This is a genomic window from Aminobacter aminovorans (assembly GCF_900445235.1).
GTDB classification, from domain to species: domain Bacteria; phylum Pseudomonadota; class Alphaproteobacteria; order Rhizobiales; family Rhizobiaceae; genus Aminobacter; species Aminobacter aminovorans.
Map to the genome: position 1 here is coordinate 1,144,203 of NZ_UFSM01000001.1, position 26,330 is coordinate 1,170,532.

The 26,330-nt window shown below is 63.2% G+C and carries 28 protein-coding genes and 1 tRNA gene; 25 read left to right on the forward strand and 4 right to left on the reverse strand.

All coding sequences use genetic code 11. The annotated features are described in order from the left end of the window. The first annotated feature begins 95 nt into the window (after nt 1-95). The 8 genes from rfbA to DY201_RS05575 all read left to right on the forward strand — a co-directional run bounded on the left by rfbA (nt 96) and on the right by DY201_RS05575 (nt 7,880). A complete protein-coding gene (gene rfbA, locus DY201_RS05540; RefSeq protein ID WP_115730347.1) occupies nt 96-977 on the forward strand; it encodes a glucose-1-phosphate thymidylyltransferase RfbA in 882 nt (293 codons plus the stop codon). Continuing rightward, the gene (rfbC, locus tag DY201_RS05545) at nt 970-1,533 is read left to right on the forward strand and encodes a dTDP-4-dehydrorhamnose 3,5-epimerase (protein WP_115730348.1); all 564 of its coding nucleotides are present in this window, start codon (nt 970-972) and stop codon (nt 1,531-1,533) included. Before rfbA ends, rfbC begins: the two co-directional genes overlap by 8 nt. Next, nucleotides 1,530-2,609 carry a dTDP-glucose 4,6-dehydratase gene (gene rfbB / locus DY201_RS05550; protein ID WP_245431903.1) on the forward strand — a complete coding sequence of 360 codons (1,080 nt, stop codon included), beginning with the start codon at nt 1,530-1,532 and terminating at the stop codon, nt 2,607-2,609. Before rfbC ends, rfbB begins: the two co-directional genes overlap by 4 nt. Then, nucleotides 2,606-3,490 (forward strand): dTDP-4-dehydrorhamnose reductase, encoded by an 885-nt coding sequence (gene rfbD, locus DY201_RS05555; protein WP_115730349.1) that lies wholly within the window; start codon nt 2,606-2,608, stop codon nt 3,488-3,490. The genes rfbB and rfbD overlap by 4 nt, the downstream gene beginning before the upstream one ends. 219 nt (nt 3,491-3,709) lie before the next feature. Next, nucleotides 3,710-4,552 (forward strand): glycosyltransferase family 2 protein, encoded by an 843-nt coding sequence (locus DY201_RS05560; RefSeq protein WP_115733609.1) that lies wholly within the window; start codon nt 3,710-3,712, stop codon nt 4,550-4,552. Nucleotides 4,553-4,686: 134 nt separating this feature from the next. Then, on the forward strand, nt 4,687-5,805 hold the full coding sequence (locus tag DY201_RS05565) for a glycosyltransferase WbsX family protein (protein ID WP_245431905.1): 1,119 nt from the start codon (nt 4,687-4,689) through the stop codon (nt 5,803-5,805). A 111-nt stretch (nt 5,806-5,916) separates the two neighbouring features. Beyond that, nucleotides 5,917-6,987 (forward strand): P1 family peptidase, encoded by a 1,071-nt coding sequence (locus tag DY201_RS05570; RefSeq protein ID WP_115733610.1) that lies wholly within the window; start codon nt 5,917-5,919, stop codon nt 6,985-6,987. Nucleotides 6,988-7,013: 26 nt separating this feature from the next. Continuing rightward, nucleotides 7,014-7,880 carry a D-amino-acid transaminase gene (locus DY201_RS05575; protein ID WP_115730351.1) on the forward strand — a complete coding sequence of 289 codons (867 nt, stop codon included), beginning with the start codon at nt 7,014-7,016 and terminating at the stop codon, nt 7,878-7,880. A 130-nt stretch (nt 7,881-8,010) separates the two neighbouring features. Here the strand turns inward: DY201_RS05575 and DY201_RS05580 are convergent. Next, a tRNA-Ser gene (locus DY201_RS05580) sits at nt 8,011-8,100 on the reverse strand. Nucleotides 8,101-8,562: 462 nt separating this feature from the next. On the opposite strand from DY201_RS05580, the gene rplU reads away from it, so the two are divergent. The 3 genes from rplU to DY201_RS05595 all read left to right on the forward strand — a co-directional run bounded on the left by rplU (nt 8,563) and on the right by DY201_RS05595 (nt 9,998). Then, nucleotides 8,563-8,994: a 50S ribosomal protein L21 gene (gene rplU / locus DY201_RS05585; protein ID WP_115730352.1), complete on the forward strand. Its 432-nt coding sequence runs from the start codon at nt 8,563-8,565 to the stop codon at nt 8,992-8,994. 24 nt (nt 8,995-9,018) lie between these two features. After that, entirely contained in the window at nt 9,019-9,288 is a 270-nt protein-coding gene (gene rpmA / locus DY201_RS05590) for a 50S ribosomal protein L27 (RefSeq protein ID WP_055974797.1), read from the forward strand. A gap of 122 nt (nt 9,289-9,410) precedes the next feature. Next, entirely contained in the window at nt 9,411-9,998 is a 588-nt protein-coding gene (locus DY201_RS05595) for a GNAT family N-acetyltransferase (RefSeq protein WP_115730353.1), read from the forward strand. Nucleotides 9,999-10,007: 9 nt separating this feature from the next. On the opposite strand, the gene DY201_RS05600 is transcribed toward DY201_RS05595, so the two are convergent. Continuing rightward, complete coding sequence (locus tag DY201_RS05600; protein WP_115730354.1) at nt 10,008-10,865, reverse strand: endonuclease/exonuclease/phosphatase family protein; 858 nt, start codon at nt 10,863-10,865, stop codon at nt 10,008-10,010. Nucleotides 10,866-10,982: 117 nt separating this feature from the next. Between DY201_RS05600 and obgE the strand changes: the two genes are divergently transcribed. From obgE to DY201_RS05620, 4 genes are all read left to right on the forward strand, one after another. After that, nucleotides 10,983-12,020, forward strand: coding sequence for a GTPase ObgE (obgE, locus tag DY201_RS05605; protein ID WP_115730355.1), 1,038 nt, complete (start codon nt 10,983-10,985; stop codon nt 12,018-12,020). A gap of 15 nt (nt 12,021-12,035) precedes the next feature. Beyond that, nucleotides 12,036-13,178, forward strand: coding sequence for a glutamate 5-kinase (gene proB, locus DY201_RS05610; RefSeq protein WP_115733611.1), 1,143 nt, complete (start codon nt 12,036-12,038; stop codon nt 13,176-13,178). 3 nt (nt 13,179-13,181) lie between these two features. Then, nucleotides 13,182-14,468, forward strand: coding sequence for a glutamate-5-semialdehyde dehydrogenase (locus tag DY201_RS05615; RefSeq protein ID WP_115730356.1), 1,287 nt, complete (start codon nt 13,182-13,184; stop codon nt 14,466-14,468). 87 nt (nt 14,469-14,555) lie between these two features. Further along, on the forward strand, nt 14,556-15,152 hold the full coding sequence (locus DY201_RS05620; protein WP_115730357.1) for a nicotinate-nucleotide adenylyltransferase: 597 nt from the start codon (nt 14,556-14,558) through the stop codon (nt 15,150-15,152). Nucleotides 15,153-15,250: 98 nt separating this feature from the next. Here the strand turns inward: DY201_RS05620 and DY201_RS05625 are convergent, their stop codons facing one another. Next, nucleotides 15,251-16,081, reverse strand: a complete 831-nt coding sequence (locus tag DY201_RS05625; protein WP_115730358.1) for an AraC family transcriptional regulator — start codon at nt 16,079-16,081, stop codon at nt 15,251-15,253. Nucleotides 16,082-16,274: 193 nt separating this feature from the next. Between DY201_RS05625 and DY201_RS05630 the strand changes: the two genes are divergently transcribed. The 3 genes from DY201_RS05630 to rlmH all read left to right on the forward strand — a co-directional run bounded on the left by DY201_RS05630 (nt 16,275) and on the right by rlmH (nt 18,567). Continuing rightward, nucleotides 16,275-17,522: an MFS transporter gene (locus DY201_RS05630; protein WP_115730359.1), complete on the forward strand. Its 1,248-nt coding sequence runs from the start codon at nt 16,275-16,277 to the stop codon at nt 17,520-17,522. 167 nt (nt 17,523-17,689) lie between these two features. Beyond that, a complete protein-coding gene (gene rsfS, locus DY201_RS05635) occupies nt 17,690-18,067 on the forward strand; it encodes a ribosome silencing factor (protein ID WP_115730360.1) in 378 nt (125 codons plus the stop codon). 17 nt (nt 18,068-18,084) lie between these two features. Further along, nucleotides 18,085-18,567: a 23S rRNA (pseudouridine(1915)-N(3))-methyltransferase RlmH gene (rlmH, locus tag DY201_RS05640; protein ID WP_115730361.1), complete on the forward strand. Its 483-nt coding sequence runs from the start codon at nt 18,085-18,087 to the stop codon at nt 18,565-18,567. Between the two features lie 18 nt (nt 18,568-18,585). Here rlmH and DY201_RS05645 read toward each other — a convergent pair whose 3' ends face one another. Next, nucleotides 18,586-18,987: a hypothetical protein gene (locus DY201_RS05645; protein WP_115730362.1), complete on the reverse strand. Its 402-nt coding sequence runs from the start codon at nt 18,985-18,987 to the stop codon at nt 18,586-18,588. A gap of 183 nt (nt 18,988-19,170) precedes the next feature. Here DY201_RS05645 and DY201_RS05650 point away from each other — a divergent pair, with 183 nt between their 5' ends. From DY201_RS05650 to DY201_RS05680, 7 genes are all read left to right on the forward strand, one after another. Then, nucleotides 19,171-20,490, forward strand: coding sequence for a murein hydrolase activator EnvC family protein (locus DY201_RS05650; RefSeq protein ID WP_115730363.1), 1,320 nt, complete (start codon nt 19,171-19,173; stop codon nt 20,488-20,490). Between the two features lies 1 nt (nt 20,491). Then, a complete protein-coding gene (locus tag DY201_RS05655) occupies nt 20,492-21,820 on the forward strand; it encodes a S41 family peptidase (protein ID WP_115730364.1) in 1,329 nt (442 codons plus the stop codon). Nucleotides 21,821-21,928: 108 nt separating this feature from the next. Next, nucleotides 21,929-23,083, forward strand: coding sequence for a divergent polysaccharide deacetylase family protein (locus DY201_RS05660; protein WP_115730365.1), 1,155 nt, complete (start codon nt 21,929-21,931; stop codon nt 23,081-23,083). Between the two features lie 6 nt (nt 23,084-23,089). After that, the gene (locus DY201_RS05665) at nt 23,090-23,608 is read left to right on the forward strand and encodes an RNA pyrophosphohydrolase (protein WP_115730366.1); all 519 of its coding nucleotides are present in this window, start codon (nt 23,090-23,092) and stop codon (nt 23,606-23,608) included. A gap of 286 nt (nt 23,609-23,894) precedes the next feature. After that, entirely contained in the window at nt 23,895-24,323 is a 429-nt protein-coding gene (gene rnk, locus DY201_RS05670; RefSeq protein ID WP_214391676.1) for a nucleoside diphosphate kinase regulator, read from the forward strand. 105 nt (nt 24,324-24,428) lie between these two features. Further along, nucleotides 24,429-24,971, forward strand: coding sequence for a GreA/GreB family elongation factor (locus DY201_RS05675; RefSeq protein WP_115730368.1), 543 nt, complete (start codon nt 24,429-24,431; stop codon nt 24,969-24,971). A gap of 104 nt (nt 24,972-25,075) precedes the next feature. Then, nucleotides 25,076-26,329, forward strand: a complete 1,254-nt coding sequence (locus DY201_RS05680; protein ID WP_115730369.1) for a D-amino acid dehydrogenase — start codon at nt 25,076-25,078, stop codon at nt 26,327-26,329. The last annotated feature ends 1 nt before the right edge of the window (nt 26,330 follow it).

The following is a 26,330-nucleotide window of genomic DNA, read 5'->3' on the forward strand; positions in this document are numbered from 1 at the left end:
AGATGACATTGGCGTCTTGTTTGTCCATGCCATACGGTCTATTGCGGATTGTCAGCCGGGACGGGGGTCAAAGGCAACGACATCAGGAATCCACCGTGAAGGGCATAATACTTGCGGGCGGTAGTGGCACGCGTCTCTATCCTGCAACACTTGCAGTATCGAAGCAGATACTACCGATATATGATAAGCCGATGATCTATTATCCGCTTGGCGTGCTCATGCTGGCGGGTATTCAGGACATTCTTATCATTTCGACCCCACGCGACCTGCCGCAGTTCCAGCAGCTGCTCGGCGACGGCTCGGCGTTCGGCGTCTCGTTCACCTATGCTGTCCAGCCGTCTCCCAACGGTCTGGCCGAAGCGTTCATCATCGGGCGCGAGTTCATCGGCAACAGCCCGGTGGCGCTCATACTTGGCGACAACATCTTTTATGGCGACGGCCTGTCGGAGCGTTGCCGGGCTGCCGTCGCACGCCCGAGCGGCGCTTCGGTCTTCGCCTATCATGTCGAGGATCCGCAGCGTTACGGCGTCGTGACATTCGACCGGACGACCCAGCGCGCCTTGTCGATCGAGGAAAAGCCCGCGGAGCCGCGCTCGAACTGGGCGGTGACCGGCCTCTATTTCTACGACAATTCGGTCGTCGATATTGCCTCGTCGATCAAGCCGTCAGCGCGTGGCGAGCTGGAGATCACCGACGTCAACCGCACCTACCTCGAGCGCGAGACGTTGCATGTCGTTCGCCTGGGCAGGGGATATGCGTGGCTCGACACCGGCACCCATGACAGCCTCCACGAGGCGTCGTCGTTCGTGCGCACCATCGAGCATCGCCAGGGCATCAAGATCATGTGCCCGGAAGAGATCGGCTTCGAACTCGGCTGGGTCAGTGAAGAGGCCGTGCTGCGCCGGGCCGCCGAGCTCGGCAAGACCGACTATGCCCGCTATCTCGAGCGCCGTGTCAGGGAAATCGGCCATGGTTGAAGTGAGCAAGCTCGGCCTGGACGGCGTTTGCGAAATACGCGTGCCCAGGTTCGAGGACGCGCGCGGTTTCTTTTCCGAGACATGGAATGCCGAAAAGCTTGCCCAGGCAGGTATTGCTGTCGATTTCGTTCAGGACAACCACTCGCTGTCGCGCGAACGCGGGGTGTTGCGCGGGCTGCATTTCCAGAAGCCGCCCTTCGCTCAGGACAAGCTGGTGCGCGTGCTGCGCGGATCGATCTACGACGTCGCCGTCGATATTCGCAATGGCTCGCCGACCTTTGGCAAGTGGGTCGGCCTGACGGTTTCGGCCAGGGACTGGAATCAGATACTGGTGCCCAAGGGCTTCGCGCATGGCTTTGTCACGCTCGAGCCCGACACCGAGGTTGTCTACAAGGTGTCGGCACCCTATTCGCAGCCGCATGACCGCTCGATCCGCTTCGATGACCCCGCCATCGCGATCGATTGGCCCGTAGCCACACAACAGCTGATCCTGTCGGACAAGGATGCTGAAGCACCCTTGCTGGCCGAGGTCGAAACCGGATTCGTCTACCCGTGAAAAACGTCCCTCAAACTGTGCTGGTCACCGGCGGTGCCGGGTTCATCGGCTCGGCCGTGTGCCGGCATCTCGTGGCGACCGGCAAATACCGCGTCGTCAATTTGGACAAGCTGACCTATGCCGGCAATCTGACGTCGCTGCGTGATCTCGACGACAATCCGAACTATGCCTTTCGCAAAGCCGACATCTGCGACACCGACAAGGTGCGCCGGATTCTCACTGATGAAGCCGTCGATCTTGTCATGCACCTGGCGGCGGAAAGCCACGTCGACCGTTCGATCGATGGGCCGATGGCGTTCGTCACCACCAATGTCGTCGGCACGGCCAGCCTGCTGCAGGCTGTGCTCGACCATTGGCGCAACCTTGGCGAGGATGCACGCAAGCGCTTCCGATTCCATCACGTCTCGACCGACGAGGTGTTCGGCGATCTGCCTTTCGATTCCGGCATCTTCACCGAGGAATCGCCCTACAAGCCCTCGTCGCCCTATTCGGCGTCCAAAGCGGCGTCTGATCATTTCGTGCGCGCCTGGCATGAGACCTATGGGCTGCCAGTAGTCCTTTCCAACTGTTCGAACAATTACGGGCCCTACCACTTTCCGGAAAAGCTGATCCCGCTTGTCATCGCCAATGCGCTGGATGAGCAACCGTTGCCGATCTACGGCAAAGGCGCCAATATCCGTGACTGGCTGTTCGTCGAGGATCATGCCAGGGCACTCGAAGCGGTCATGACCAGGGGGCGGATCGGCGAGAGCTACAACATCGGCGGTCGTGCCGAGCGCACCAATCTCGATGTCGTCGAGACGATCTGCGCCCTGCTCGACGCGCGCCGCCCGCGGGCCAGCGGCCGCTCGCATCTTGACCTCATCACCTATGTCACCGACCGGCCCGGACATGACCGGCGCTATGCCATCGACCCGACCAAGAGCGAGCAGGAGCTGGGCTGGACGCCGCTCGAGACGTTCGAGACCGGCCTTGCCCGGACTGTCGACTGGTACCTTGCCAATGGCTGGTGGTGGCGCCCGATTCGCGAGCAGCGATTCGACGGAACCCGCCAGGGCCTGGTCGCCGCCAAGTGAAGATCCTGGTTACCGGAACATCCGGCCAATTGGCACGCTCACTTGCCGAGCGCGCTGAGGGCAGAGCGGATATCGTCCTCGTCGGTCGCCCTGACCTGGACCTTGAAAACCCTGCGACTTTTGCCCCGATCCTGAAATCGATCGCGCCTGACATGATCATCAATGCCGCAGCGCATACGGGTGTCGACCAGCAGGAAGACGAGCCCGAGCGCGCCTTTCGCATCAATGCCGAGGCACCGGCGGAACTGGCGCGGCTGACCAGGCTTGCGGGTATTCCGATCATCCAGGTTTCGACCGACTACGTGTTCGATGGCAGGGCGACGCAGCCTTACATCGAAACCGATATGCCCAACCCGCAGACGGTCTATGGCCGCAGCAAGCTGGCGGGCGAAGAGGCCGTCCGCGCCGGCAATCCGGACCATCTGGTGGTGCGCACTGCCTGGGTCGTCAGCCGCCACGGTCGCAATTTCGTCAAGACGATGCTCTCGCTTGCCGCAACGCGCGACCGGCTGCAGGTCGTGGCAGACCAGTTCGGCAATCCGACGGAGGCCCATGATCTCGCTGACGGTTTGCTGGCGGCGGCGTCGTCCTGGCGCAGGCAAGGCTGCTTTCCGCAAGGTCTCTACCACCTCGCCGGACAGGGCCGCGCCAGCTGGCATGAACTGGCCGCTCATGTCTTTGCGGTCAGCGCGTCGCTCGGCGGACCATCCGCTGTCATCGAGCCCGTCGGCAGTGAGCACTGGCCGGCGAAAGCCGCGCGGCCGGCGAATTCGCAATTGAGTTCGGACGCCTTTGCCCGCGATTTCAACTATCGCGCCGGCGAATGGCGGGAGCGGGTCGGGCACCTGGTCACGGAACTGGTCGGGTCGACAAGCAGGTGAGCCTGACTTCAGGACGCTTGTCTCAGCAATGCCAGTTGCCTGTTGTTCGAAGGTTTCCCGCTTTGGTTGATCACCTGATTGCTACGGTGGAAAGAAGCTGTGATTGTACATGTGTTGTCCGGACGGCCGTTTCGCTGCATAGATGCAAAACGAGGAAAAGCTCATTGCTTTGGGTAGGAGTCGACATTTACGTTAAGTCAAGTTGATGCGGACGACTTTATGAAACCGGAAGTGGATCTGATCGTCGTTACCCACAACAGCGGCTCGGTCTTGCCAGTGTTTTTGGCGACTGTTCCGGGTTGTGCAAATGTTGTTGTCGTCGACAATGCCAGCGTCGACGACTCCGTGACGCTTGCGGAGGCTGCCGGGGCGAAGGTCATCGAGATCGAGGAAAATGTCGGTTATGGCAGCGCCTGCAATGTCGGTGCGGCCTCCGGCAACGCGCCATTCCTGCTGCTTGCCAATCCCGACCTTCGCTTCGAGGCGGGTGCGATAGAGGCGCTTGTCGCCGCTGCCGCCGCCCACCCCGCTGCGGCCTTCAATCCGCGTTTCTATTCCGGTTCGCGACGGCGCTTCAGGCGCTGGTCGCGGCTGCTGCCGGCGTCCGACTTCTGGCATGGCGCGCCGCCCGACCATGATTGCGCCATCCCGGTCCTGCACGGCGCCTGCATCTTCATCAGGCGCGCGCATTTCGAGCAGGTAGGCGGGTTCGACCAGAACATCTTCCTGTTTCACGAGGATGACGACCTCAGTGTCCGGCTGCGGCGGGCAGGCGTCGAATTGCGGCTTGCCGGCGGCGCCGCTGTCGACCACGCGGAAGGACGCTCCAGCGCGCGCTCGATCGAGTCGGGCCGCATCAAGGGCGAAGCGATGGGACGTTCGCTGGTCTATGTCATGAACAAGCACCAGATGCCGCTTGATGTGCCGGCCGAACGCTATCGCACATGGTTCAAGCTGTTGTGGCCACATGTGCTGTTCTCCAGCGCGCGCCGTTCCAAGCTTCTGGGTTTTGCAAACGGACTGAATGGCGGCCCGATGAACAGTTTCGGGAAGCGCCGGTGAACGCGCTGTCAGGCGCTCCGTGGCGTGAAAGGCCATCCTTCTTGCGCAGAGTCTGGGGAAAGTTGCGGCGGATCGCGCGACCGTCACGCTGGCTGGCGAAGGCACAGCGGACGGATGGTCTGAACGATGCGCATGTGCGCAATCTCCTAGGCCATTATCCGGCCAGTGACTACAAGCCGATTGCCAGCGACGTCCCGCCCAGGACCGACGTCCATCTGGTGGCGTATTACCTCCCGCAGTTCCATCCGACGGTGGAGAACGACGAGTGGTGGGGCCGCGGCTTCACCGAGTGGCGCAACGTGGCGCGCGCATTCCCGGTCTTCGAGGGTCATTACCAGCCGCGCCTGCCGGGCGAACTGGGTTACTACGACCTGCGCTTGCCTGAGGTGATGCGCCGGCAGGTCGAGTTGGCCAAGCTCTACGGCATCTCTGCCTTCTGCTTCCATCTCTACTGGTTCGGCGGCAGGCGACTTCTGGAAGGACCGCTGGACCACTACCTGGAAACCGCCGATCTCGATCTGCCGTTCTGCCTTTGCTGGGCCAACGAGACCTGGTCGCGACGCTGGTCCGGCCGCGAGCAGGATGTGCTCCTGGCGCAACGGCATTCGGCGGAGGACGACATCGCGGTCGTTCGCGGCCTCGACAAGTACTTCCGCGATCCCCGCTACCTGAAGATCGAAGGCAAGCCGGTTTTCACCGTCTATCGTGCGAGCCTCTTTCCGGACCTGAAAGCGACCATCGCGCGTTGGCGCGAGGAGATGATCAGGCTGGGCTATCCCGGCATCTATCTGATCGCGACGAACGCTTTCGACTTCAGCGCCCATCGGGACTACGGCTTCGATGCGCTGTCCGAGTTCCCGCCGCACAATATCCGCACACCGAACATCGAAAGCAGCTTGTCTGTCTCGCACTTCCGGGACAGCGGGCGCATTCGAAGCTACGCTGACGTAGTGGCGGCGGAGAAGGCGAAGTCGGTCGAGGCAGGCGTCGTCCATCCCGGCGTCATGCCGTCATGGGACAACAGCGCCCGCCGCCCGACGTCAGCCCAGATCTACCATGGCTCCACACCTGGTCTGTTCGAGGAGTGGCTCGGGGACGCGATGAAGCGCGCGCAGGCCAATCCCGCAAACGAGCGCCTCGTCTTCATCAATGCGTGGAACGAGTGGGGCGAGGGGGCCTATCTCGAACCCGACCTGAGATATGGCTATGCCTATCTCGAGGCCTGCGCGGAAGCCCTTCGGAACCATCGATGACGCCGAAAGGTCGGGTGGCCTGAAAGTCGGCTCCTGGCATAGAAGACGGCGCCGTCCTGGTACCGATCTTTGCCATGTTCCCGGCCGGCAAACCGCCTTATGGATTGTTCGATGACAGACAATTCCGAAACATTGCCGCGCCGGCGGCTGCGTGACCTGGGTATCGCGCCAGGTGTCTTCACCCCCGGCCCGCTCAACGGCATCACCGATGTCGCAGGTGTTCTGGTCGGTCACGCAAGCGTCGTCGAGGGTGCGACCATCCGCACCGGCGCGACCGCGATCCTGGCGCATGGCGGCAACATTTTTCGCGACAAGGTGCCGGCGGCAATCGCCGTGTTCAATGGCTATGGCAAGTTCGCCGGCTCGACCCAGCTCGAAGAACTGGGCGAGATCGAAACGCCTGTTGTGCTTACCAATACGCTTGCGACCGGCCGCGCCATCGAGGCGATCCATGCGCACACGCTGGCACAGCCCGGCAACAGCCGCGCCGTGTCGATCAATGCCGTGGTCGGCGAGACCAACGATTCCCGCCTGAACGACATCCGAGCCGGACGTCCGGATGTTTCCGAGATCATGTCGGCGATCGCTGCCGCCACCGATGGAGCGGTGGTCGAAGGTGCGGTCGGTGCAGGTTCGGGCACGGTCGCCTTCGGCATGAAGGGCGGTATCGGCACAAGCTCGAGGCTTGTGCCTTTCAAGAGCGGCGAGACCTTCACGGTTGGTGTGCTGGTGCAGTCGAACTATGGCGGGCGTCTGCTGATCGATGGCTGGAATGCCAGCCCGGCCGTGGAAGACAAGGATGGCTCGATCGTCATCGTCGTGGCGACGGACGCTCCCTTGTGCGAGCGCAATCTCAAGCGTTTGGGGCAGCGCACCTTCGGCGGGCTTGCCAGGACAGGTGCTGCGCTCAGCAACGGCTCGGGCGACTATGCGCTGGTGTTCTCGACCCATGAAAGCGTGCGGCGCACGCCTCGACGGCGTGCCGGCATCGTCGTCACACCAACGCTGCCCAACGAACTGGTGTCGCCGCTGTTCGAGGCGGTGATCGAAGCGACGGAAGAAGCGATCCTCAATTCGCTGTGCATGGCGCAGACGGTCGAGGGCTGCGATGCCGGCAGCGGCAAGCCGTCTCGCATCGAGGCAATTTCCCTGGAAGCGCTGAGGCTGTACAAGGCGCGCTGACATCTCACTTGCATTGGAGAGTACCTATGGCCGGTGGACAAGACCGCATCGTCTGGCTGAATGGCAGCTACCTTCCGGCCGCTGAGGCCAAGCTGTCGATCTTCGATCGCGGCTTCCTGTTTGCCGACGGCATCTATGAGGTGACGGCGGTTCTCGACGGCAAGCTTGTCGACAGCGACCTGCACATGGCGCGGCTGGAGCGTTCGGCCCGCGAGCTTGGCTTGCGCCTGCCCATCACCACGGCAGCGATCGAGGCGGTCGAACATGGTCTGATCGAGCGCAACGGCTTGCAGGAAGGGCTTGTCTACCTGCAACTGACGCGGGGCGCCGAGGAGCGGAATTTTTTGTTCGGCGAGGAGCTGGAACCGACGCTCCTGCTGTTGACGCAGCCGAAGGTGCTTGTCGATGTTGCCGCAGCAAAGACCGGCATTGCCGTCAAGACGGTGGCCGACCTGCGCTGGGCAAGGCGCGACATCAAGAGCGTGTCCCTGCTGCCGCAGGTGTTGGCCAAGCGCGATGCCAAGGCGGTAGGTTGCGACGAGGCGTGGATGGTCGAGGACGGTCATGTCTCCGAAGGTGCGTCGTCGACCGCCTATATCGTCACGCATGACGGCAAGATCGTCTCTCCCGCCAACAGCCAGCGCACACTGCCCGGCTGTACGCGGCAGGCGCTTGTCCAGTTGGCCGAGGAGGGCGGCCTGACGCTCGAGCAACGCCGCTTTACCGTCGAGGAAGCCCAGGCCGCTGCCGAAGCCTTCATAACCAGCGCTTCGACCTTCGTCATGCCGGTGACCCGCATCGATGGCAAGCCGATCGGCGACGGCAAGCCGGGACCGGTCGTCACGCGGCTGCGCGAGATCTATGTCGACCATGCGCGTGCGCACGCACGCTGACCGGAAGGTTCCGGCGACCGCTCCGAGCCTGCAAACGAGCGGACATGGCCAGATCAGCGCAATCCATCGGAACTGCTTGTAGGAGCGGGTTCCGGTGGTCGGCTCAGATTTCTGGACTTGTCAGGTGGAATGGCGGAGAGGGAGGGATTCGAACCCCCGATGGGCTTGCACCCATGCCGCATTTCGAGTGCGGTGCATTCGACCACTCTGCCACCTCTCCGCGGTCGTGATCGGCCGTTGCCGGCGCGGCGCAGTAAATAACGGCTCATGGCCTGTCGCACAAGGCCAAATGTGGCCGTGTTGGCGTATCTTTTTCATTGAGCCGATTTAGGCAGGCGGACGCTGCGTCAGTCCGGCGGAAAATCCGGTCCGAGGGGCTGGTTTCACGGGTGTTTGGCATGACCCCAAGCGGTCCCGGCTGGTCGTCTGTTTAGGCTGAGGCCAGTATCCAGACTTGGTCTCCGCGCGGCTCGTGTTGGCACGGAGCGCTTGGCAGGCCGCAAAAGTGCAGCTTTGCCAAGGTGTTCGCCTTGACTTCATGGCAACCTTCGGTTACGGCACCCCTGCAATCGGCGTGGAGGGTTCTCTGCGCCGTTTGTCATGAACCCGTAACGACTGACAAAAAGACGGCCGAACCGCTCCGGTGGTTCAAAAAGGCCGACCGAACAGCGAAAGGCATAAAATGTTCGCAGTCATCAAAACGGGCGGTAAGCAGTATCGCGTTGCCGCCAATGATGTGATCAAGGTTGAGAAGCTCGTCGGCGCCGCCGGCGACACCGTGGAATTCGTTGAAGTGCTCGCCGTTGGCGAAGGTGAAAACGCCGAGATCGGCGCGCCCTTCGTTGCTGGCGCAGTGGTGACGGCGGAAGTGGTCGAGCACGGCCGCAACAAGACCGTCATCGCCTTCAAGAAGCGTCGTCGCCAGAATTCGCGTCGCGCCCGCGGTCACCGCCAGCACCACACTACTGTCCGGATCTCCGAGATCCTGACCGGCGGTGCGAAGCCTTCGAAGAAGGCGGCAGTGAAGGCCGAAGCCGCAGCTGACGTTGCTGCAGAAAAGCCCGCGAAGAAGGCAGCGCCGAAAAAGGCTGCAGCCGTCGCGGAATCAGAGTAATCAGAGCGCTGAAGGAGAACATCCATGGCACATAAAAAAGCTGGCGGTTCGTCGCGCAACGGTCGCGATTCAGAGTCGAAGCGCCTTGGCGTCAAGAAGTTCGGTAGCGAATCCGTGATTCCGGGCAACATTATCGTTCGTCAACGCGGCACGACCTGGCATCCCGGCGTCAACGTCGGCATGGGCAAGGATCATACGCTTTTTGCGCTCGAAGCAGGCGCCGTGACCTTCAATAAAAAAGCCAATGGCCGAACCTACGTATCGGTGAACCCGATTCTCAAGGCCGCGGAGTAGCCGGTTCCGCACTACAACACCGGCGCCCCATCTCGGGAACCGGTGTCTGGCCAAGCCAGGAAAAGGATCAGGGGAGATGGGTTTCCATCTCCCCTTTTTCATTTTTCCTGGAGGATTTTGACATGGTTGCTGAAAAGGACGACGTCGAAGACGAAAGATTGTCTATCGACTGCCCGATATTGCTGACCGAACGGCTGGTCCTGCGCCCGCCGCACGAGGACGACATCCCCGAGCTGGTGCAGCTGGCCGACAACCGGCACATCGCCGAGATGCTGTCGCGGATGCCTCATCCCTATGGCGAGGCCGAGGCGCGGGCCTTCCTTTCGATGGCGCGTAGCAGGAGCGGCGGGGCGGTCTATGCCATCACCATCGCCGACACCGGCGCCTTTGTCGGTTCTGCCGGCCTCAACGTCACCGACCGCGGCCTCGAGCTCGGCTACTGGATCGGCGAACCCTACTGGAAGTCGGGCTATGCCACCGAGGCAGCGCATGCGCTTGTCGATCTCGCATTCCGCGCGACCGATGTCGCCGTGCTCAACGTCTCGTGCCGGGTCATCAACCCGGCCTCGCGGCGGGTGATCCACAAGTGTGGCTTCCAGTATGCCGGTCAGGGCATGCTGAACTCGATCGTCGCCGGCCAGGTTCCGGTCGAGCGCTACCGGCTCGACCGCAAGACCTGGGCGAGCCTCCGGTCGTGGGCGCGGTTCTAAGTTGACCGCTTAGTTCAGCTCGACCCACACCGGCTGGTGGTCGGAGCCTGCCGCATCGCTGTCGATGCGGACGGATTTGACCTTGGCGGCCAAGTTGGCCTGAACGAAGACGTAGTCGATGAGGCGGGTTTTTTCCGGGTGGGTCGTGTCGGTCCAGGAGACCGATCCATCCGGAATGCCACCCGCCAGCGCGTAGGCGTCGACAGGGTGATGGGCGACGATCTGGGCGCCTTCGACGGCGTCGGGCACACCGATCATCGCAAGATGTTCGGGCGAGCCCGGCACCATGTTGAAGTCACCCAGAAGCACGAATTCCTCGGGGCAGGGGAGCTCGGGGAATCCGTATTCGGCAGCGCCCGATATGACGCCGCCTTCCATCGGATAGGCGTAGACCCGCTCCTTGAGATGACGGATCTGCGTCATTCGCTCTTCGAGATTTATATGGTCGAGATGCACCGAATAGACGCGCAGCGGACCGGACGGCGCCATGATGAGCGCTTCGAGCGCGGCGCGCTGCAGGTTGCCGCGGTTGAGACGCCGGGTTCTCGGCAGAAGCAGGCAGCGCGACGCGACGATCGGCCAGCGCGACAAGACCATGTTGCCGAACTGCAGTCGCTTGTTGGCCGGCTTGCCATTCTCGAGCAGGCCGAAGTCGATGTCCATGGCGACGCCGTAGATGTGGAAGTAGTCGGGCAGCAATTCGGCGAGGTCGGCGACCATGTCGGCGCCATTGTTGCGCATGAAATTGCGGGTCACCTCCTGCAGGGCGATGATGTCGGCGCCCGCAACGCCGGCAGCAATGCGTTCGAGGTCGTAGCGACCATCCCGGCCGATGCCGTACTGGGTGTTGTAGGTGACCAGCTTCACTGTCGAAATCTCCCCGTCATTTCAGGCGGTTTCCAATCCGCTCTCGCCCTTAGCCACGCCTTGCGTTATGGCAGGTTCGCTGAAACAACCAAATAGCAACAAGAAACGAACAGTCCGATGAAATTTCTCGACCAGGCCAAGGTATACATCCGCTCCGGCAACGGCGGTGCCGGCGCGGTGTCGTTCAGGCGCGAAAAATTCATCGAGTTCGGTGGACCGGACGGTGGTGACGGCGGCCGTGGCGGCGACGTCTGGCTGGAGGTCGTCGACGGCCTCAACACGCTGATCGATTATCGCTACCAGCAGCATTTCAAGGCGCAGACCGGCATTCACGGAATGGGCCGCAACATGACCGGCGCCAAGGGTGCCGACATCACGCTCAAGGTGCCGGTCGGCACGCAAGTCTATGAAGAAGACAACGAGACGCTGATCTGCGACCTGACGCAGGTCGGCCAGCGCTACCTGCTCGCCAAGGGCGGCAATGGCGGCTTCGGCAACCAGCATTTCAAGACCTCGACGAACCAGGCGCCGCGGCGCGCCAATCCCGGCCTGGACGGCCAGGAGATGTGGGTCTGGCTCAGGCTCAAGCTGATCGCCGACGCTGGCCTGGTCGGCCTGCCCAATGCCGGCAAGTCGACCTTCCTTGCCTCGGTCACGGCGGCCAAGCCCAAGATCGCCGACTATCCCTTCACCACGCTGCATCCGGGCCTCGGCGTCGCCCGCATCGACGCGCGCGAATTCGTCATCGCCGACATCCCTGGCCTCATCGAAGGTGCACATGAAGGCGTTGGCATCGGCGACCGCTTCCTCGGCCATGTCGAGCGTACGCGTGTGCTGCTGCATCTCGTTTCGGCGCAGGAAGAAAACCCGGGCAAGGCCTACAAGGTCGTGCGCGGCGAGCTCGAAGCCTATGGCCATGGGCTGACCGACAAGATCGAGATCGTGGCGCTGTCGCAGGTCGACACGCTCGACCCGGACGAACGCAAGAAGAAGGTGGCGTCGCTGAAGCGTGCCGCCGGACGTGCGCCGATCCTGCTTTCAGCGGTCACCCGCGAAGGCGTCGAAGAGACGTTGCGTTCGCTGATGAGCGTCGTTGAGGAAGCGCGGCAGGCCAGCGGCGAGGTGGCACCCTCCGACGCGCGCTGGACGAAGTAGGCTCCTGCCATGACGATCCCTTCGCTTCGGACCTACAAGCGCATCACCGTCAAGATCGGCTCTGCGCTGCTTGTCGACCGATCGACCGGCCTCAAGCGCGAATGGCTGGCATCGATGGCCGACGACATCGCAACGCTCGCCGAAGGCGGCGCCGATGTGCTCGTCGTCTCGTCAGGCGCAATCGCGCTCGGCCGCACCATCCTTGGCCTCGGCAAGCGCGCCCTTAAGCTCGAGGAGAGCCAGGCGGCTGCCGCTGTCGGCCAGATCGCACTGTCGGGCGCCTGGGCGGAAGAGCTCGGCCGCAAGGGGCTGAAGTCGGGCCAGATCCTGGTTACGCTCGGCGATACCGAGGAGCGCCGGCGCTATCTCAATGCGCGCGCCACCATCTCGACGCTGCTCAAGATGAACGCGGTGCCGGTCATCAATGAAAACGATACGGTGGCGACGAGCGAAATCCGCTATGGCGACAATGATCGCCTGGCGGCGCGGGTGGCGACGATGATGGGCTCGGATCTGCTGGTGCTGCTGTCCGACATAGACGGGCTCTATACCGCCCCGCCGGCAAGCGACCCGAATGCCAAGTTCATCCCGGTCGTCGACCGTATCACGCCTGATATCGAGGCGATGGCCGGGGGAGCTGCGTCCGAACTGTCGCGCGGCGGCATGCGGACAAAGATCGACGCCGGCAAGATCGCCACTGCGGCCGGTACGGCGATGATCATCACCGCCGGCACGCGTCTGTCGCCGCTGACGGCGATCGAACGCGGCGAACGCTCCACGCTGTTTCGGCCAAGCGGCAACCCGGTGAAGGGCTACAAGAGCTGGATCGCCGGCCAGCTCGAGCCCGCAGGACGGCTGACCGTCGATGCGGGTGCCGTCGGTGCGTTGCTTTCGGGCAAGTCGCTGCTGCCGGCCGGCGTGAAGCTCGTCAGCGGCAATTTCTCGCGCGGCGACACGGTGGCGATCCTGTCGCCCGAAGGCCGCGAGATCGCGCGCGGGCTGGTTGCCTATGACGCTGCGGATGCCGTAAGGATCGCTGGGCTGAAGACGACGGAGATCGAGACCGTGCTTGGTTATGAGGCGCGTTCGGCGATGATCCATCGCGACGACCTCGTGGTCAGCCATACGGATAAGATTGCGGTGCAAGCGGAAGGGTAGGACATGCTGAAGGCGCATGAGAAGTCCCATGAGGATACGGCGCGGCTGATGACCGAGATCGGCCGCAAGGCTCGTGCCGCCGCCCGCCCACTCGCCATCGCCAAGGCCGAACGCAAGCATGCCGCGCTGATCGGCATGGCCGAAGCCACCATCCGCCGCCAGGATGAAATCCTCGACGCCAACGCCATCGACGTGAAGAACGGCGAGGAAGCGGGACTGAGCGGCTCGTTCATGGATCGCCTCAAGCTGACGTCCGGCCGCATCCGCGACATGGCCGACGGCATCCGGGCGATTGCCGAGCTCAAGGATCCGGTCGGTGAGGTGATCGCCAGTTGGGACCGGCCCAACGGCCTGCATATCGAGCGCGTGCGCACGCCGCTTGGCGTCATCGGCGTGATCTATGAGAGCCGCCCCAATGTGACTGCCGATGCCGGTGCCTTGTGTCTCAAGGCGGGCAACCCGGTGATTCTGCGCGGTGGCTCGGACTCGCTCAATTCGTCGCTGGCGATCCATGCCTGCCTGGTCGAGGGGCTGAAGGCGGCCAATCTGCCCGAAGACGCGATCCAGCTGGTGCCGGTGGCTGATCGTGCAGCGGTGGGCGAAATGCTCAAGGGCCTGTCGGGCAATCTCGACGTCATCATCCCGCGCGGCGGCAAGAGCCTCGTCGAGCGCGTCCAGACCGAGGCGCGCGTGCCCGTTTTCGCCCATCTCGAAGGCATCTGCCATCTCTACATCGACAAGTCGGCCGAGCTCGACATGGCGGTGGGCCTAACCGTCAACGCCAAGATGCGTCGCACTGGTATCTGCGGGGCGGCCGAGACCCTGCTTGTCGACCGTGCTGTGGCCGCTACCCATCTGGTGCCGGTGCTGGAAGCGCTGCGCAAGGCCGGCTGCGAAATCCATGCCGACGAAGACGTCCTTGCGGTCTTTACCGATGCCAAGCCCGCTACCGATGCCGACTGGGTGACCGAGTATCTCGACGCCATCATCTCGGTGAAGCTTGTAGACGGTGTTTCAGGCGCGATCGAACATATCGAGACGTTCTCCTCGCACCACACCGAGGCGATCGTCGCCGAAGATGCGAAGGCCGTCGAACGTTTCTTCAACGAGATCGACTCGGCAATCCTGCTGCACAATGCCTCGACGCAGTTCGCCGACGGTGGCGAGTTCGGCATGGGTGCCGAGATCGGCATCGCCACCGGCAAGATGCATGCGCGCGGACCGGTCGGCGTCGAGCAACTGACCTCATTCAAGTACCGTGTGCGCGGTAACGGCCAGCTTCGGCCGTGACGGAAAGCATCGGGCTGGTGTGACGGCTCAGGGGGCCTAAAGTTGCTGTTGCCGTCGGAGCCGCCAGTTCCCCAAAAGTACCTGCGCATGCCACATGCGATGAAGGGCATGCAGGTCGGGCTGTTCGGTGGATCGTTCAATCCGCCGCATGCCGGTCATGGTCTTGTCACCGAGATCGCCATGCGTCGCCTGCAACTCGACCAGTTGTGGTGGATGGTCACGCCCGGAAATCCGTTGAAGAGCACGCGCGAGCTGGCACCGCTCGCCAGGCGCATCGAACTGTCGGAACAGATTGCGGAAAACCCGCGCATCAAGGTCACTGCCTTCGAGGCCGCGCACCGTGTTCGCTACACTGCCGACACGCTGGCGCTGATCAAGGCGCGCAATCCCGGTGTCGATTTCGTCTGGATCATGGGCGCCGACAATCTGCGCGACTTTCATCGTTGGCAGCGCTGGCGCCAGATCGTCATGACCTTCCCGATCGCCGTCATCGACCGGCCTGGGGCGACGCTGTCGTTTCTCTCGTCGGTGGTCGCCAAGACCTTCGATTATGCACGCGTCGACGAGGGCGACGCCCCGCTGCTGGCGCGGATGAAGGCCCCTGCCTGGACCTTCATCCACGGGCCCCGTTCCCTGCTGTCGTCGACGGCGCTCAGGAACGGGACAGCCAAGGACAAGTCCTAAAGCGGTTCCGCATTGTCTTCGAAAAGCGAAGACACTCCAGCTCTTTGTCTGGCCAGTTCCGGAGGGAAAACCGCTGCGCACCTTCTCCTGGAATTGCGCTAGCTCTTGATCGGGATCCAGAGCTCGTAGCCGCCATTGCCCGTCGCCCCGTCGAAGCTTTCGGGGTAGAGCTCGAAATTGGGACCGTCGGCGGCTTCATATCCCGATGTCGGCAACCACTTGCTCCACACCGTATGGGTAATGCGGCGGATCATCGAGATATGGTCGGTGGTGGCAAACACCGCATAGCGCTGCGGGGCGATGCGCAACCGGCTGTACTCCGATGTCAAGTCCGAGAAATCCTTGACCTCGACGCCGGCGATGTATTCGAAGCTGTCGTCGTCAAAGTTGTGGCAGACGCCGTAGCCGACATAGTTCTTCTGGCCGGGCACACTGCCGAAATGCGGGCCGAAACGCTGCCACAGCGACGGGATCGCCAGGCTCGTCTCGCTGGTGTAGCGCTCGCCGAAGCCGGCGATGAGCAAGGGGCCGCCGTCGACAAAGCGCGACGGAGCAAGGTTTTCGACAAAGGTTTCGTCCATCTTGAGAAGCTCCAGGCATTGGGGCTGGGAAACGGAGCCGTTCGCGCGCACCTCCTCGGGCGTCTGCCCGAAGCGGTCGCGGAAGGCCCGGGTGAACGCCTCATGCGAGCCATAACCGGCGTCAAGCGCGACCGCCAGAATGTCGGGCGCGCCTTTGGCCAGCGCATGCGCCGCATCTGTCAGGCGGCGGGCTCTGAGATAGCCCGTGACCGAATGGCCGGTGGCGGCAGCGAAGGCGCGGGACATGTGGAAGCGCGAGACGCCGCCGGCGGCGGCGACCTCGTCGAGCCCGATGTCCCTGGAATAGTGGCTTTCGATGTACCAGATGGCTTTTTGAACGGGGGTCATAGGTATTTCCGCATGAGGACGCCCCGATATGCCTGTTGCCGGGACGGTGCATTTGATCGCGCTTGCTGCACAGCGCCTTTTTGCAGCGATGTCGATGTCAATACGACGTCCTGCCCGCCTTTTTTGGCCTCGCCAGCATGCTCGATGTCGCAATTGCGGCTGCGCCAGCGCCGTGGACGGGCGAGGTTGCTGCATGGATATGCGGGACGACACGAGTACGGCCGAGGAGGGCGAACGGACACCGGCGATCGCGGTTGCCGGCGTGATCCTGGCGATGGCGCTGCTCGCCGTCGGCAATGGCCTGATGTTCGGCTACATTCCGGTCAGCCTGGGTGCTGCGGGATATGCCCCGACCTGGGCCGGCTCGATCCTGACTGGACTGTCGGCGGGCGGCCTGGCCGGGTGCCTGCTCACCGGCATGCTGGTGCGCCGTGTCGGCCATGCCAGGGCCTATATGGTGTTTTCCGCGCTGATCGTGCTTTCCAACGTTGCCGTGGCGGCGGGACTGTTTCCGCTCGCCTGGATCGCTGCGCGGGTGCTCTACGGTTTTGCGATTTGCGGGCTGTTCATCGTGGCGCAGAGCTGGCTCAACGATGCCGTCGGCAACGATGTACGCGGCCGGATCATGGCGATCTTCTACGTCGCTTATGTCGTCGGCCTTGGCGTTGGCTCGTTTCTGCTGCGCTTCGTCGACATCGCAACGCCGCAGGCGCCGCTGCTCTGTGTCGCCTTCGCCGCCATTTCCATCCTGCCCGTCGGGCTGACCCGGCTGCGCCAGCCACCGCCGCCGCTGGCCGCCTCCGTGGCGCTCGCGCGGGCGTGGCGGATCTCTCCGGTCGGCGTTGCCGGCATGCTTGCCGTCGGTGGGCTGTCGATGATGATCGCCGGCTTTGCGCCGATCCATGCCACGGCAAGCGGCTTCAGCCAGCAAGAGGTGGCGACACTGCTGTTTGCCATGCCGCTCGGCACGCTTCTGTTCCAGATTCCATTGGGCTGGATCTCCGATCGTACCGACCGGCGCTATGTGCTCGTCGCAGCAGGGATTTTGGTGGTGGTCGCCGGGCTTGCGGCAAACCGTTTCGACGGCAGTGCCTTGGCGCTGATGGTCGCGATCTATGTCGTGTGGAGCGGGGCGAGCGAATCAATCTATTCGCTGTCGAGCGCGCATGCGAGCGACCGCGCCCGCAAGGATGATCTCGTTGCGCTGTCGAGCAGCATGCTGTTTGCCTGGTCACTCTCGGGCTTCATCGTGCCCGGCCTCGGCACCTTGCTGACCGCGTTCTACGGCACCCAGGCGTTCATGTATGTCGCGACAGCCATCGCTGCGTTGTTCACCGCTTTCGTGCTCTGGCGCCTGCGCATCAACCAGGCGGTTCCGGAGGGCGAAGCGGGCAGTTTCTCGCCCATGTCGGCGCAGGTGCCGCCATCGACCGAGCCCTAGGAACCCAGGCGGCGGGCGCTGCCGGACGATCAACTTGTCGTCGCTGTCTTGAAACTGTAGCCCAACTCTGCCTATCTAAATGGTGTCGCCCGAGTTCAGGGTGATTTGGTTGTTCCTGTCGGAAAGGAAAGACACTGAGAACAGCACTTCGGAAGAAGGCAGACATCATGCCTTCGCCGGCCGGGATAGGCGAATTCGACGCTGTCACCCGCGCCCTCAAGACAGTCCTTGACAGTCTGGAAGACTCCAAGGCCGAAAACATCGTCTCCATCGACATCCAGGGCAAATCGAGCCTCGGCGACTATATGGTCATCGCCTCGGGTCGATCGCACCGTCATGTCGCAGCGGTGGCCGATCATCTGCTCACTGCGCTGAAGGATGCCGGTCTCGGCACTGCACGCGTCGAGGGGCTGTCGGGAGCCGACTGGGTCCTCATCGATTCAGGCGATATCATCGTCCATGTCTTCCGCCCCGAAATCCGCGAGTTCTACAACATCGAAAAGATGTGGCAGGCACCGGATCTCGAGGAAGAAACGGTTCATTGAGCCGCTAGACGTCAGGGATGAAAGTCTGGGTACATGCCGTGGGCCGGATGAAAGCCGGCCCCGAGAAGGAACTCGCCGACCGCTATCTCGACCGGTTCTCGAAAAGCGGCGGTCCGCTTGGCCTCGACTTTTCAGGCGTCACCGAGATTGCCGAAAGCCGCGGCCAGACCGTCGACGAACGGCGGCGTGATGAGGCGGACAGGCTGCGCGCACAGATGGCGCCGGGAACTGCACTCATCCTGCTCGACGAACGCGGCAGGAACCTTTCTTCGCAACAATTTGCCGACAAGATGTCGTCGCTGCGCGACGGCGGCCAGCGCGGCGTGATGATTGCCATTGGCGGTCCTGACGGCCACGACGAGGCACTGCGCAACGAAGCCCGGATGCTGATTTCGTTCGGTGCCGCGACCTGGCCGCACCAGATGGTCCGCATCATGCTGGGCGAGCAGCTCTATCGTGCGGCGACGATTCTTTCAGGGCATCCCTATCATCGCGCGTGACTGGACTGATGTAGCGGACTAGCCACCCTGACCAAGCTGGGCCGAGATTTCGGCAAGCGCCTTGTCAGTCAACATTTCCGGGCAGGATCTGGCGAACCGTTCAGCAAATGGATCCGGCACCATGTATGCGCCTCTGGTTCGGGAATAGTGGACTACGTGCTCGATAGGCTTGCCGCACAAGGTCTGCATATTGCAGCTGAAAACGCTCGTGCCGAAGTAGAAAGGCAGCGCCGTCCTTTTCCGGCATGCCAAGGTTGCGAGCTTTTCTTGGGCTGTTCCGGCAAGGTCCTGACCAGGCAAGTATTCGTAGAACGAATATACATCGCCTATAGCGCGGCTCTCGATGGTCAACGCCTCCGTCGCTGCGACAAGCGCCGAGCAGATGCATGCCAGTGAGAGGAACCTCTTTAGTCTTGTCACGCGGGTTCTCCGACAAGGCGTATCGCATCCATTATACAGGTTCGAACACGAAAAAATGGCAGCGTCCGGAATTTGACAAAATGGCTGGTCAAATGTCCGCTCGCGGTCAGGCCGGCCAAACATGGTTGATGGTTCGTTAACGATGCCGCCGCTAGAGTCGCAAGCATAGAACCGGATCATCGCATGGCGCGGAATTCCCCAGTGAAGGCGTGGCTCCAACCATGCCGCGGCATCGTCGCGGCAGGCTGGATCGCGCTGGCCTGCGGTGCCGCGCTGGCGCAAGTCGGCCCGCCTTTGCCGGATCCGGACCGAACCCGCTCCGAACTCGAGAACCTGTCGCGCGTCATCGAGGTTTCAGCCGAGCGGCGCGAAAAGCTGGCGGCCGAGATCGCCCAGGTGAAGAAGGATCACGCTTCGATCACCGCAGCGCTGATCCAGTCGGCCAAGACGGAACGCAAGCTTGCCCAGGACATCGAGGACATCGCCGGCAAGGTAGAGGGGCTGAAGGAGCAGGAGACGGGCATCCGCACCTCGCTCAACATGCGTCGTGGCGTGCTGGCGGAGGTTCTGGGGGCGCTGCAGCGGATGGGCCTCAATCCGCCACCGGCGATCCTGGTCAAGCCGGAGGACGCGCTGTCGTCGATCCGCAGCGCCATCCTGCTCGGCGCCGTGGTGCCCGAGCTGCGCTCGGAGACCGAGATACTGATGGCCGACCTCAAGGAGCTGTCACGGGTTGTGGCCTCGATCGAGGCGGAGCGCGACCGCCTGACGACGGCTATGACGGCGCAGGCCGGCGAAAAGGCGCGACTCGATCTGTTGCTCGAAGCCAAGAACCGGCTGCGCTCGGAATCCGAGACAGCTCTTGCCGAAGAAACGAAAAAATCCATCGAACTTGCGGCGCGTGCGGAAAGTCTCAAAGATTTGATCGCCTCGCTCGACAAGCAGGCGGCGAAGCAGGCGGCCGATGCCGAAGCTGCGCGAAAGGCTGCTGAGGCGGCCGCAAAAGCAGCCAACGAACCCGTCGTTCCCGTGGTGCCTGAAGCCAATCAACTTGTTGCTTCTGCTCCATTTTCCCTGCTCCAGGGGCAGCTGGCGCTGCCTGTCGCCGGACGGATCAAACGCCGCTTCGGTGCCGACGACGGCATCGGCGGCACCATGCTTGGTGACATGGTTGCGACACAATCGGGCGCCATCGTCACCGCTCCGGCGGATGGAAGTGTTCTTTATGCGGGGCCTTTCCGCTCCTATGGTCAACTCTTGATCCTCAATGCCGGCGACGGCTATCATGTCGTATTGGCGGGGATGAGCAGAATCAGCGTCGCGCCGGGTCAGTCCGTACTAGCAGGCGAGCCGATCGGTGCGATGGGAGAGGCGAGGGTGGCGAGCACCTCAGCCTCTGAAAATGCGAATGCGACGCCGGAACTCTATGTCGAGTTCCGCAAGGATGGAAAACCCGTCGATCCGACCCCGTGGTGGGCGGACCGCACCTCTGGAAGGACATGAAATGATGCGTAAACTGTCGCTTCTGCTTGCCGGAGCGCTGATGGGGGGCTCCGCGATGAGCCTGGTGTACGGCGCGCCCGGCTCGACAGCGAATGCGGCGGGTTCCGAAACCTACCGCCAACTCGCCATTTTCGGCGACATCTTCGAACGCGTGCGCGGCCAGTATGTGACCCCGCCGGACGAGAAGTCGCTGATCGAGAACGCCATCAATGGCATGCTGACCTCGCTCGATCCACATTCGTCATATCTCAACGCTGAAGCCGCCAAGGACATGCGCGTCCAGACCAAGGGCGAGTTTGGCGGCCTCGGCATCGAGGTGACGATGGAAAACGAGCTGGTCAAGGTCATCACCCCGATCGACGATACGCCCGCCGCCAAGGCCGGCGTCCTGGCCGGTGACTACATCTCCAAGATCGACGGCGAGGAAGTACGCGGCCTGACGCTGAACGACGCCGTCGAGAAGATGCGCGGCCTGATCAACACGCCGATCAAGCTGACGATCCTGCGCGAAGGCGCCGACAAGCCGATCGAGCTGTCGATCATGCGCGACGTCATCAAGGTCAAGGCGGTCAAGTTCCGCGTCGACAACGACGTCGGCTACCTCAAGGTCACCTCCTTCACCGAAAAGACCTTCGACGACCTGCAGAACGCGATCGACACGATCAAGAAGCAGGTCCCGGCAGACAAGCTCAAGGGTTACGTGCTCGACCTGCGCCTCAATCCGGGCGGCCTGCTCGACCAGGCGGTCAGCGTCTCCGACACCTTCCTCGACCGTGGCGAGATCGTCTCGACCCGTGGTCGCGATCCGAAGGACATCACCCGCTTCGACTCGCGCCCCGGCGACGACATCGACGGCAAGCCGCTGATCGTGCTGATCAATGGCGGTTCGGCGAGCGCGTCGGAAATCGTGGCCGGCGCGCTGCAGGATCTCCGCCGCGCCACCGTGGTGGGCACGCAGTCCTTCGGCAAGGGTTCGGTGCAGACGATCATCCCGCTGGCCGAGAACGGCGCGCTCAGGCTGACGACGGCGCTCTATTACACGCCGTCGGGCAAGTCGATCCAGGGCAAGGGCATCACGCCCGACATCAAGGTCGACCAGCCGTTGCCGGCAGACCTGCAGGGCCGCGACGTTACCCGTGGCGAATCCGAGCTCAAGGGCCACATCAAGGGTGCCGAGGAAAGCGACAAGGGTTCGGGCTCGGCTGCCTATGTGCCGCCGGAGCCTAAGGACGACCTGCAGCTGAATTACGCGCTTGAGCTGTTGCGCGGACAGAAGACCGATCCGGCCTTCCCGCCCAATCCCGACAAGGCCGTGATGAACCAGCAGTAAGGTCGGCCGGCGAAGCGCTGGCCTGCTCAACATGACAATGCCATTCTGCCGGGACCGCAAGGTTCCGGCAGTTTGATTCGGGGAGGCTGGCTTCGGCCATAAGGCGGCTTGGTGCAGATCGAAAAGGAAATCGACCGTCCGCTCGGACAGGCGCCGCGCCGTCCGGCAGGCAGGCGCTTCGCCTGGCTGCGCAAGCGCCCGTTGCTTGCCGGCCTGTGCGTCGTGGTGTTGGTGGCGGCCTCGGCCTCGATAGCACTCCGCCAGAAGCCGTTTCGCACACCTGAAGTCGTTGCCGTGGCGACGCCCGAAGTGGTTGCCACGCCTGCCCAAGCCGTGGCCAGGCCGAAACCGGCACCTGCTCCGACCAGCGGCGGCCCGCAGATCATTCGCGTCAATCCACCCGAGAGCGAGGGTGGTGCCGTGGTGGTCCGCGATCCATCGGCTGTCGGGCAGAATGTGCGCATTGCCCACTTGCCGGAAAAGGCGCTGATCGAGGACAGCGCGGCCGGGCCGCTGCCGATACGAGCAGCCGACGGGCGCCGCCCGTTCGACGTCTATGCCAGGGCCTGGTCCGGCGCGCGCGGCGCGCGGGTGGCGATCGTGATCGGCGGGCTCGGCCTGTCGCAGACCGGAACCCAGACGGCGATCGGCAAGCTGCCGCCGGAGATCACGCTCGGCTTCGCACCGCAAGGCAACAGCCTGGGCCGCTGGATGCAGGCGGCGCGCCGCGAGGGCCATGAGATCGTCATGCAGGTGCCGCTCGAGCCGTTCGACTTTCCCAATGTCAATCCAGGGCGCAATACACTGACCGTCGAGGCCGGTGCCGAGGAAATCCTCAAGAACCTGCGCTGGACGCTGTCGCGGACGACCAATTACACCGCCGTCATGAACTACATGGGCGCGCGCTTCTCGACGAGCCCGGAGGCGATGGGCGTGATGATGGCCGAACTGGGCAAGCGTGGCATCGGCTATGTCGACGATGGCTCTTCGGCACGCAGCCTGGCGCCCGAGACGGCGCTGAAGAACGGCGTGCCCTTTGCCGCGGGCGATGCGATCATCGACGGCGTGCAGGATCGCGGCGCGATCCTCGACAAGCTCGACGAGTTGGAGCGGACGGCGCGTGCCAAGGGTTTTGCCATCGGTACAGGCAATGCATTCGACGTCACTGTCGATGCCGTTGCCTCGTGGGCAAGCGAGGCACGCAAGCGCGGCATCGAGATCGTGCCGATCTCGGCCGTCGCGAGTGACCCCGAACGAGGATAGGAATTGATGTCGAAGACCAAGATCGCGCCCGAAGACCTTCCTTACCGTCCTTGTGTCGGCATCATGGTGCTGAATGCCAGGGGGATGGTGTGGGCGGGACGCCGCATCGCCGAGCCGGACAGCGAGCTTTCCGATACCGACCAACTGTGGCAGATGCCGCAAGGCGGCATCGACAAGGGCGAGGATCCCTATCCGGCGGCCATACGCGAGCTTTACGAAGAGACCGGCATGCGCAGTGTCAGCCTGCTCGCCGAGGCGCCCGACTGGATCAATTACGACCTGCCGCCGCATCTGCTCGGTATTGCCTTCAAGGGCAAATATCGTGGCCAGACGCAGAAGTGGTTCGCCTTCCGTTTCGAGGGCGAGGAAAACGAGATCGCCATAAACCCGCCTCCGGGCGGTCACTCGGCCGAATTCGACCGCTGGGCATGGAAGCCGATGTTCAATCTGCCCGAGCTGATCGTGCCGTTTAAGCGCAAGGTCTATGACGAGGTTGTCGCGGCGTTCAGGCACTTGGCCGGATAGCTCTCCATCTGGCCGCCCTTGACAAGCAGGGCGGGGTCGGCGACCCTCCAGCCATGTGCACTTACGCTCATATTGGCAGTTTTGCCTTGTTCCGGGTCTGCCCCATCGCGGGATTCTAGCCCCGGCTCGGTCGCTTTGCGACGTCCGAGCCCCAGGGGCCAATTCTTCAACGCATTATTCATGAGAACCGGGCCGCATAGCGGAACGGTCTGAACATTTGGGCACGTCCGCTTCTGTGCGGACGGACCGGTCGTGCGCGTCTATTGCGACGGCTGGACGAAAATCCGTGAGGCATCCATTGCGCCAGAACATCAAGCAGCGCCGCGAACATGAGATCGTGGTGAGCGAAAACGACCATGCCAGGCTGACCGGCCTCGCCGAATCCAGCCTCGAACGCCTGCCGGGCATTGCCGAGGAACTGCTCGCCGAAATGGAGCGCGCCAAGATCAAGCCGCTCAGCCGCATCCCGGCCAATGTCGTGCGCATGGGCTCGACAGTGACGTTCCGTGGCGGCGATGGCGAGGTCAAGACGGTGACGCTGGTCTATCCCGGGAAGGCCGACATCGCCGAAGGCAAGGTCTCGATCCTGACGCCTGTCGGTGCAGCGCTGATCGGTCTTCGCGAAGGTCAGTCAGTTGCCTGGACATCGCGCGACGGGCGCCGTCTCGAACTCGAGATCGTTGCCGTAGAGGCGCCGCGGGCGGACGCCAATTGACGGCGCGCGAGCCTCAACCAGCCCAATTCTGAAATCCCGCCTGTGCGTCCACCTTGACGCCCGGCGCTGCATGCCGGGAAACGCCGGTGCTTGCGGAGAAAAGCCATGTCCAAATGTCAGCTGACGACAAAGGATTTCGCCATCGTCAAGACGATGCTCGACCGCCTGGCGTGGTCGGGTGGCCCGCTGGTGGCACTTTTGCGCCTGAAGCTAGCTTCGGCCCAAGTGGTGTTTTCGAACGAGGCCGATGCCGACGTGGTGACGCTGAACAGCCGCGTCACCTTCAGCGTCGACGGTGGTGCGCCCCACACCCGCATCGTCGCGCACGGTCCGATGGACGGCATGGTCGGCCAGATCATCCCGATCACCGTGCCGCGCGGGCTCGCCCTGCTTGGCCTGCGCAAGGGCCAGTCGATATCGGTCGACTGCGGCCGCGGCGCGACCGAGACCATCCGCGTCGAAGAGATCCATTACCAGCCAGAGGCGGCCCGGCCGGGTATCGCTGCGCCGGAAGTTCGGGCCAATCCGCCGGAACGCCGCTTCCCAGTGCTGGTGTTCAGCGCCGATGAGCCACAACCTCTTGGCGTGCCGGGAAAAATCCGGCACATCTCGACGAACGGCGATGATCCAGGCCCTTCGGCGGCCTGAGCCGCCACTGCCGCGCCTCGGGTCCGCGTCCGAGGCAGCGGCAATTCGAGAATGCGCACGCTCGGGAGCCAATGACGGGTTCAGGGCATGCAGCTGGGGGCGCAATGAAGGTCATAGTCGTCGGCGGCGGGATCATCGGAGTGACGACCGCCTACTATCTCGCCGAGGCTGGGCACGAGGTGGTCGTCTACGACCGCCAGAAGGGGCCGGCGCAAGAGGCCAGCTATGCCAATTCGGGCGAGATCTCCTCCGGCTGCGCCTCGCCGCTGGCGGCACCCGGAGTTCCGCTCAAGGCGCTGAAATGGCTCGCCATGAAGGATGGGCCATTTTCCTTTCGGCCGAAATTCGACCCCAAGATGTGGATGTGGCTGGCCCGGATGCTGCGCAATTGCACGACGGATCGCTACACCACAAACAAGTCGCTGATGGTGCCGCTCGCTGAATACAGCCGCGACATGCTGCGTGTGCTGCGCGAAGGCACCGACATCGCCTATGACGAACTGAGCCACGGCACGCTGCAGCTGTTTCGCACCCAGGAGCAACTCGACGGCATCGCAGCAGATGTTGCCGTGCTCGACAGGCTCGAGGTGCCGTATGAGATTCTCGATGCGGCAGGCTGCGTTGAAGCGGAGCCGGGCCTTGCGGGTGCGCGCCACGACATTGCCGGCGGCCTGCGCCTGCCCGACGACGAGACCGGTGACTGCCGCTTGTTTGCGCAAAGGCTGACGGAGCTCTGCATCGAGCGCGGTGTCGTGTTCAAGTTCGGCCAGAAGGTCTTTTCGATCGACACCTGGGCTGGAAAAGTCCAGCGCGTCACCGTCGACGGCCCTGGGCAAGCCGATGCGTTCGTTCTGGCGGCGGGCAGCTATTCCGAACGCTTCATGCGCAAACTGCACCAGCGTTTGCCGCTCTATCCGCTCAAGGGCTATTCGCTGACGGTGCCGATCGCCGATGTTGATGCCGCTCCGGTTTCGACTGTCATCGACGATGTCAGCAAGGTCGCCATTACACGGCTCGGCGACCGCATCCGCGTCGGCGGCACCGTGGAGATGTCGGGCTTCGACCTGACCCTGCACGAATCCCGCCGCGCCCCTCTTGAGCGCTCGCTGCATGAGCTGTTTCCGGGGGCGGGCAATCTGCGCGAGGCGCGGTTCTGGTGCGGCTTGCGGCCGATGACGCCTGACGGTCCGCCGATACTGGGCCGGACAAAGCTGCCGAACCTCTACATCAACACCGGTCACGGCATGCTTGGCTGGACCATGGCCTGCGGCTCGGGGAAGATCCTGGCCGACATGATCTCCGGCCGTGAGCCGGAGATCGATATCAGCGGTCTTGGCCCGGAGCGCTATTGGGGCTGAG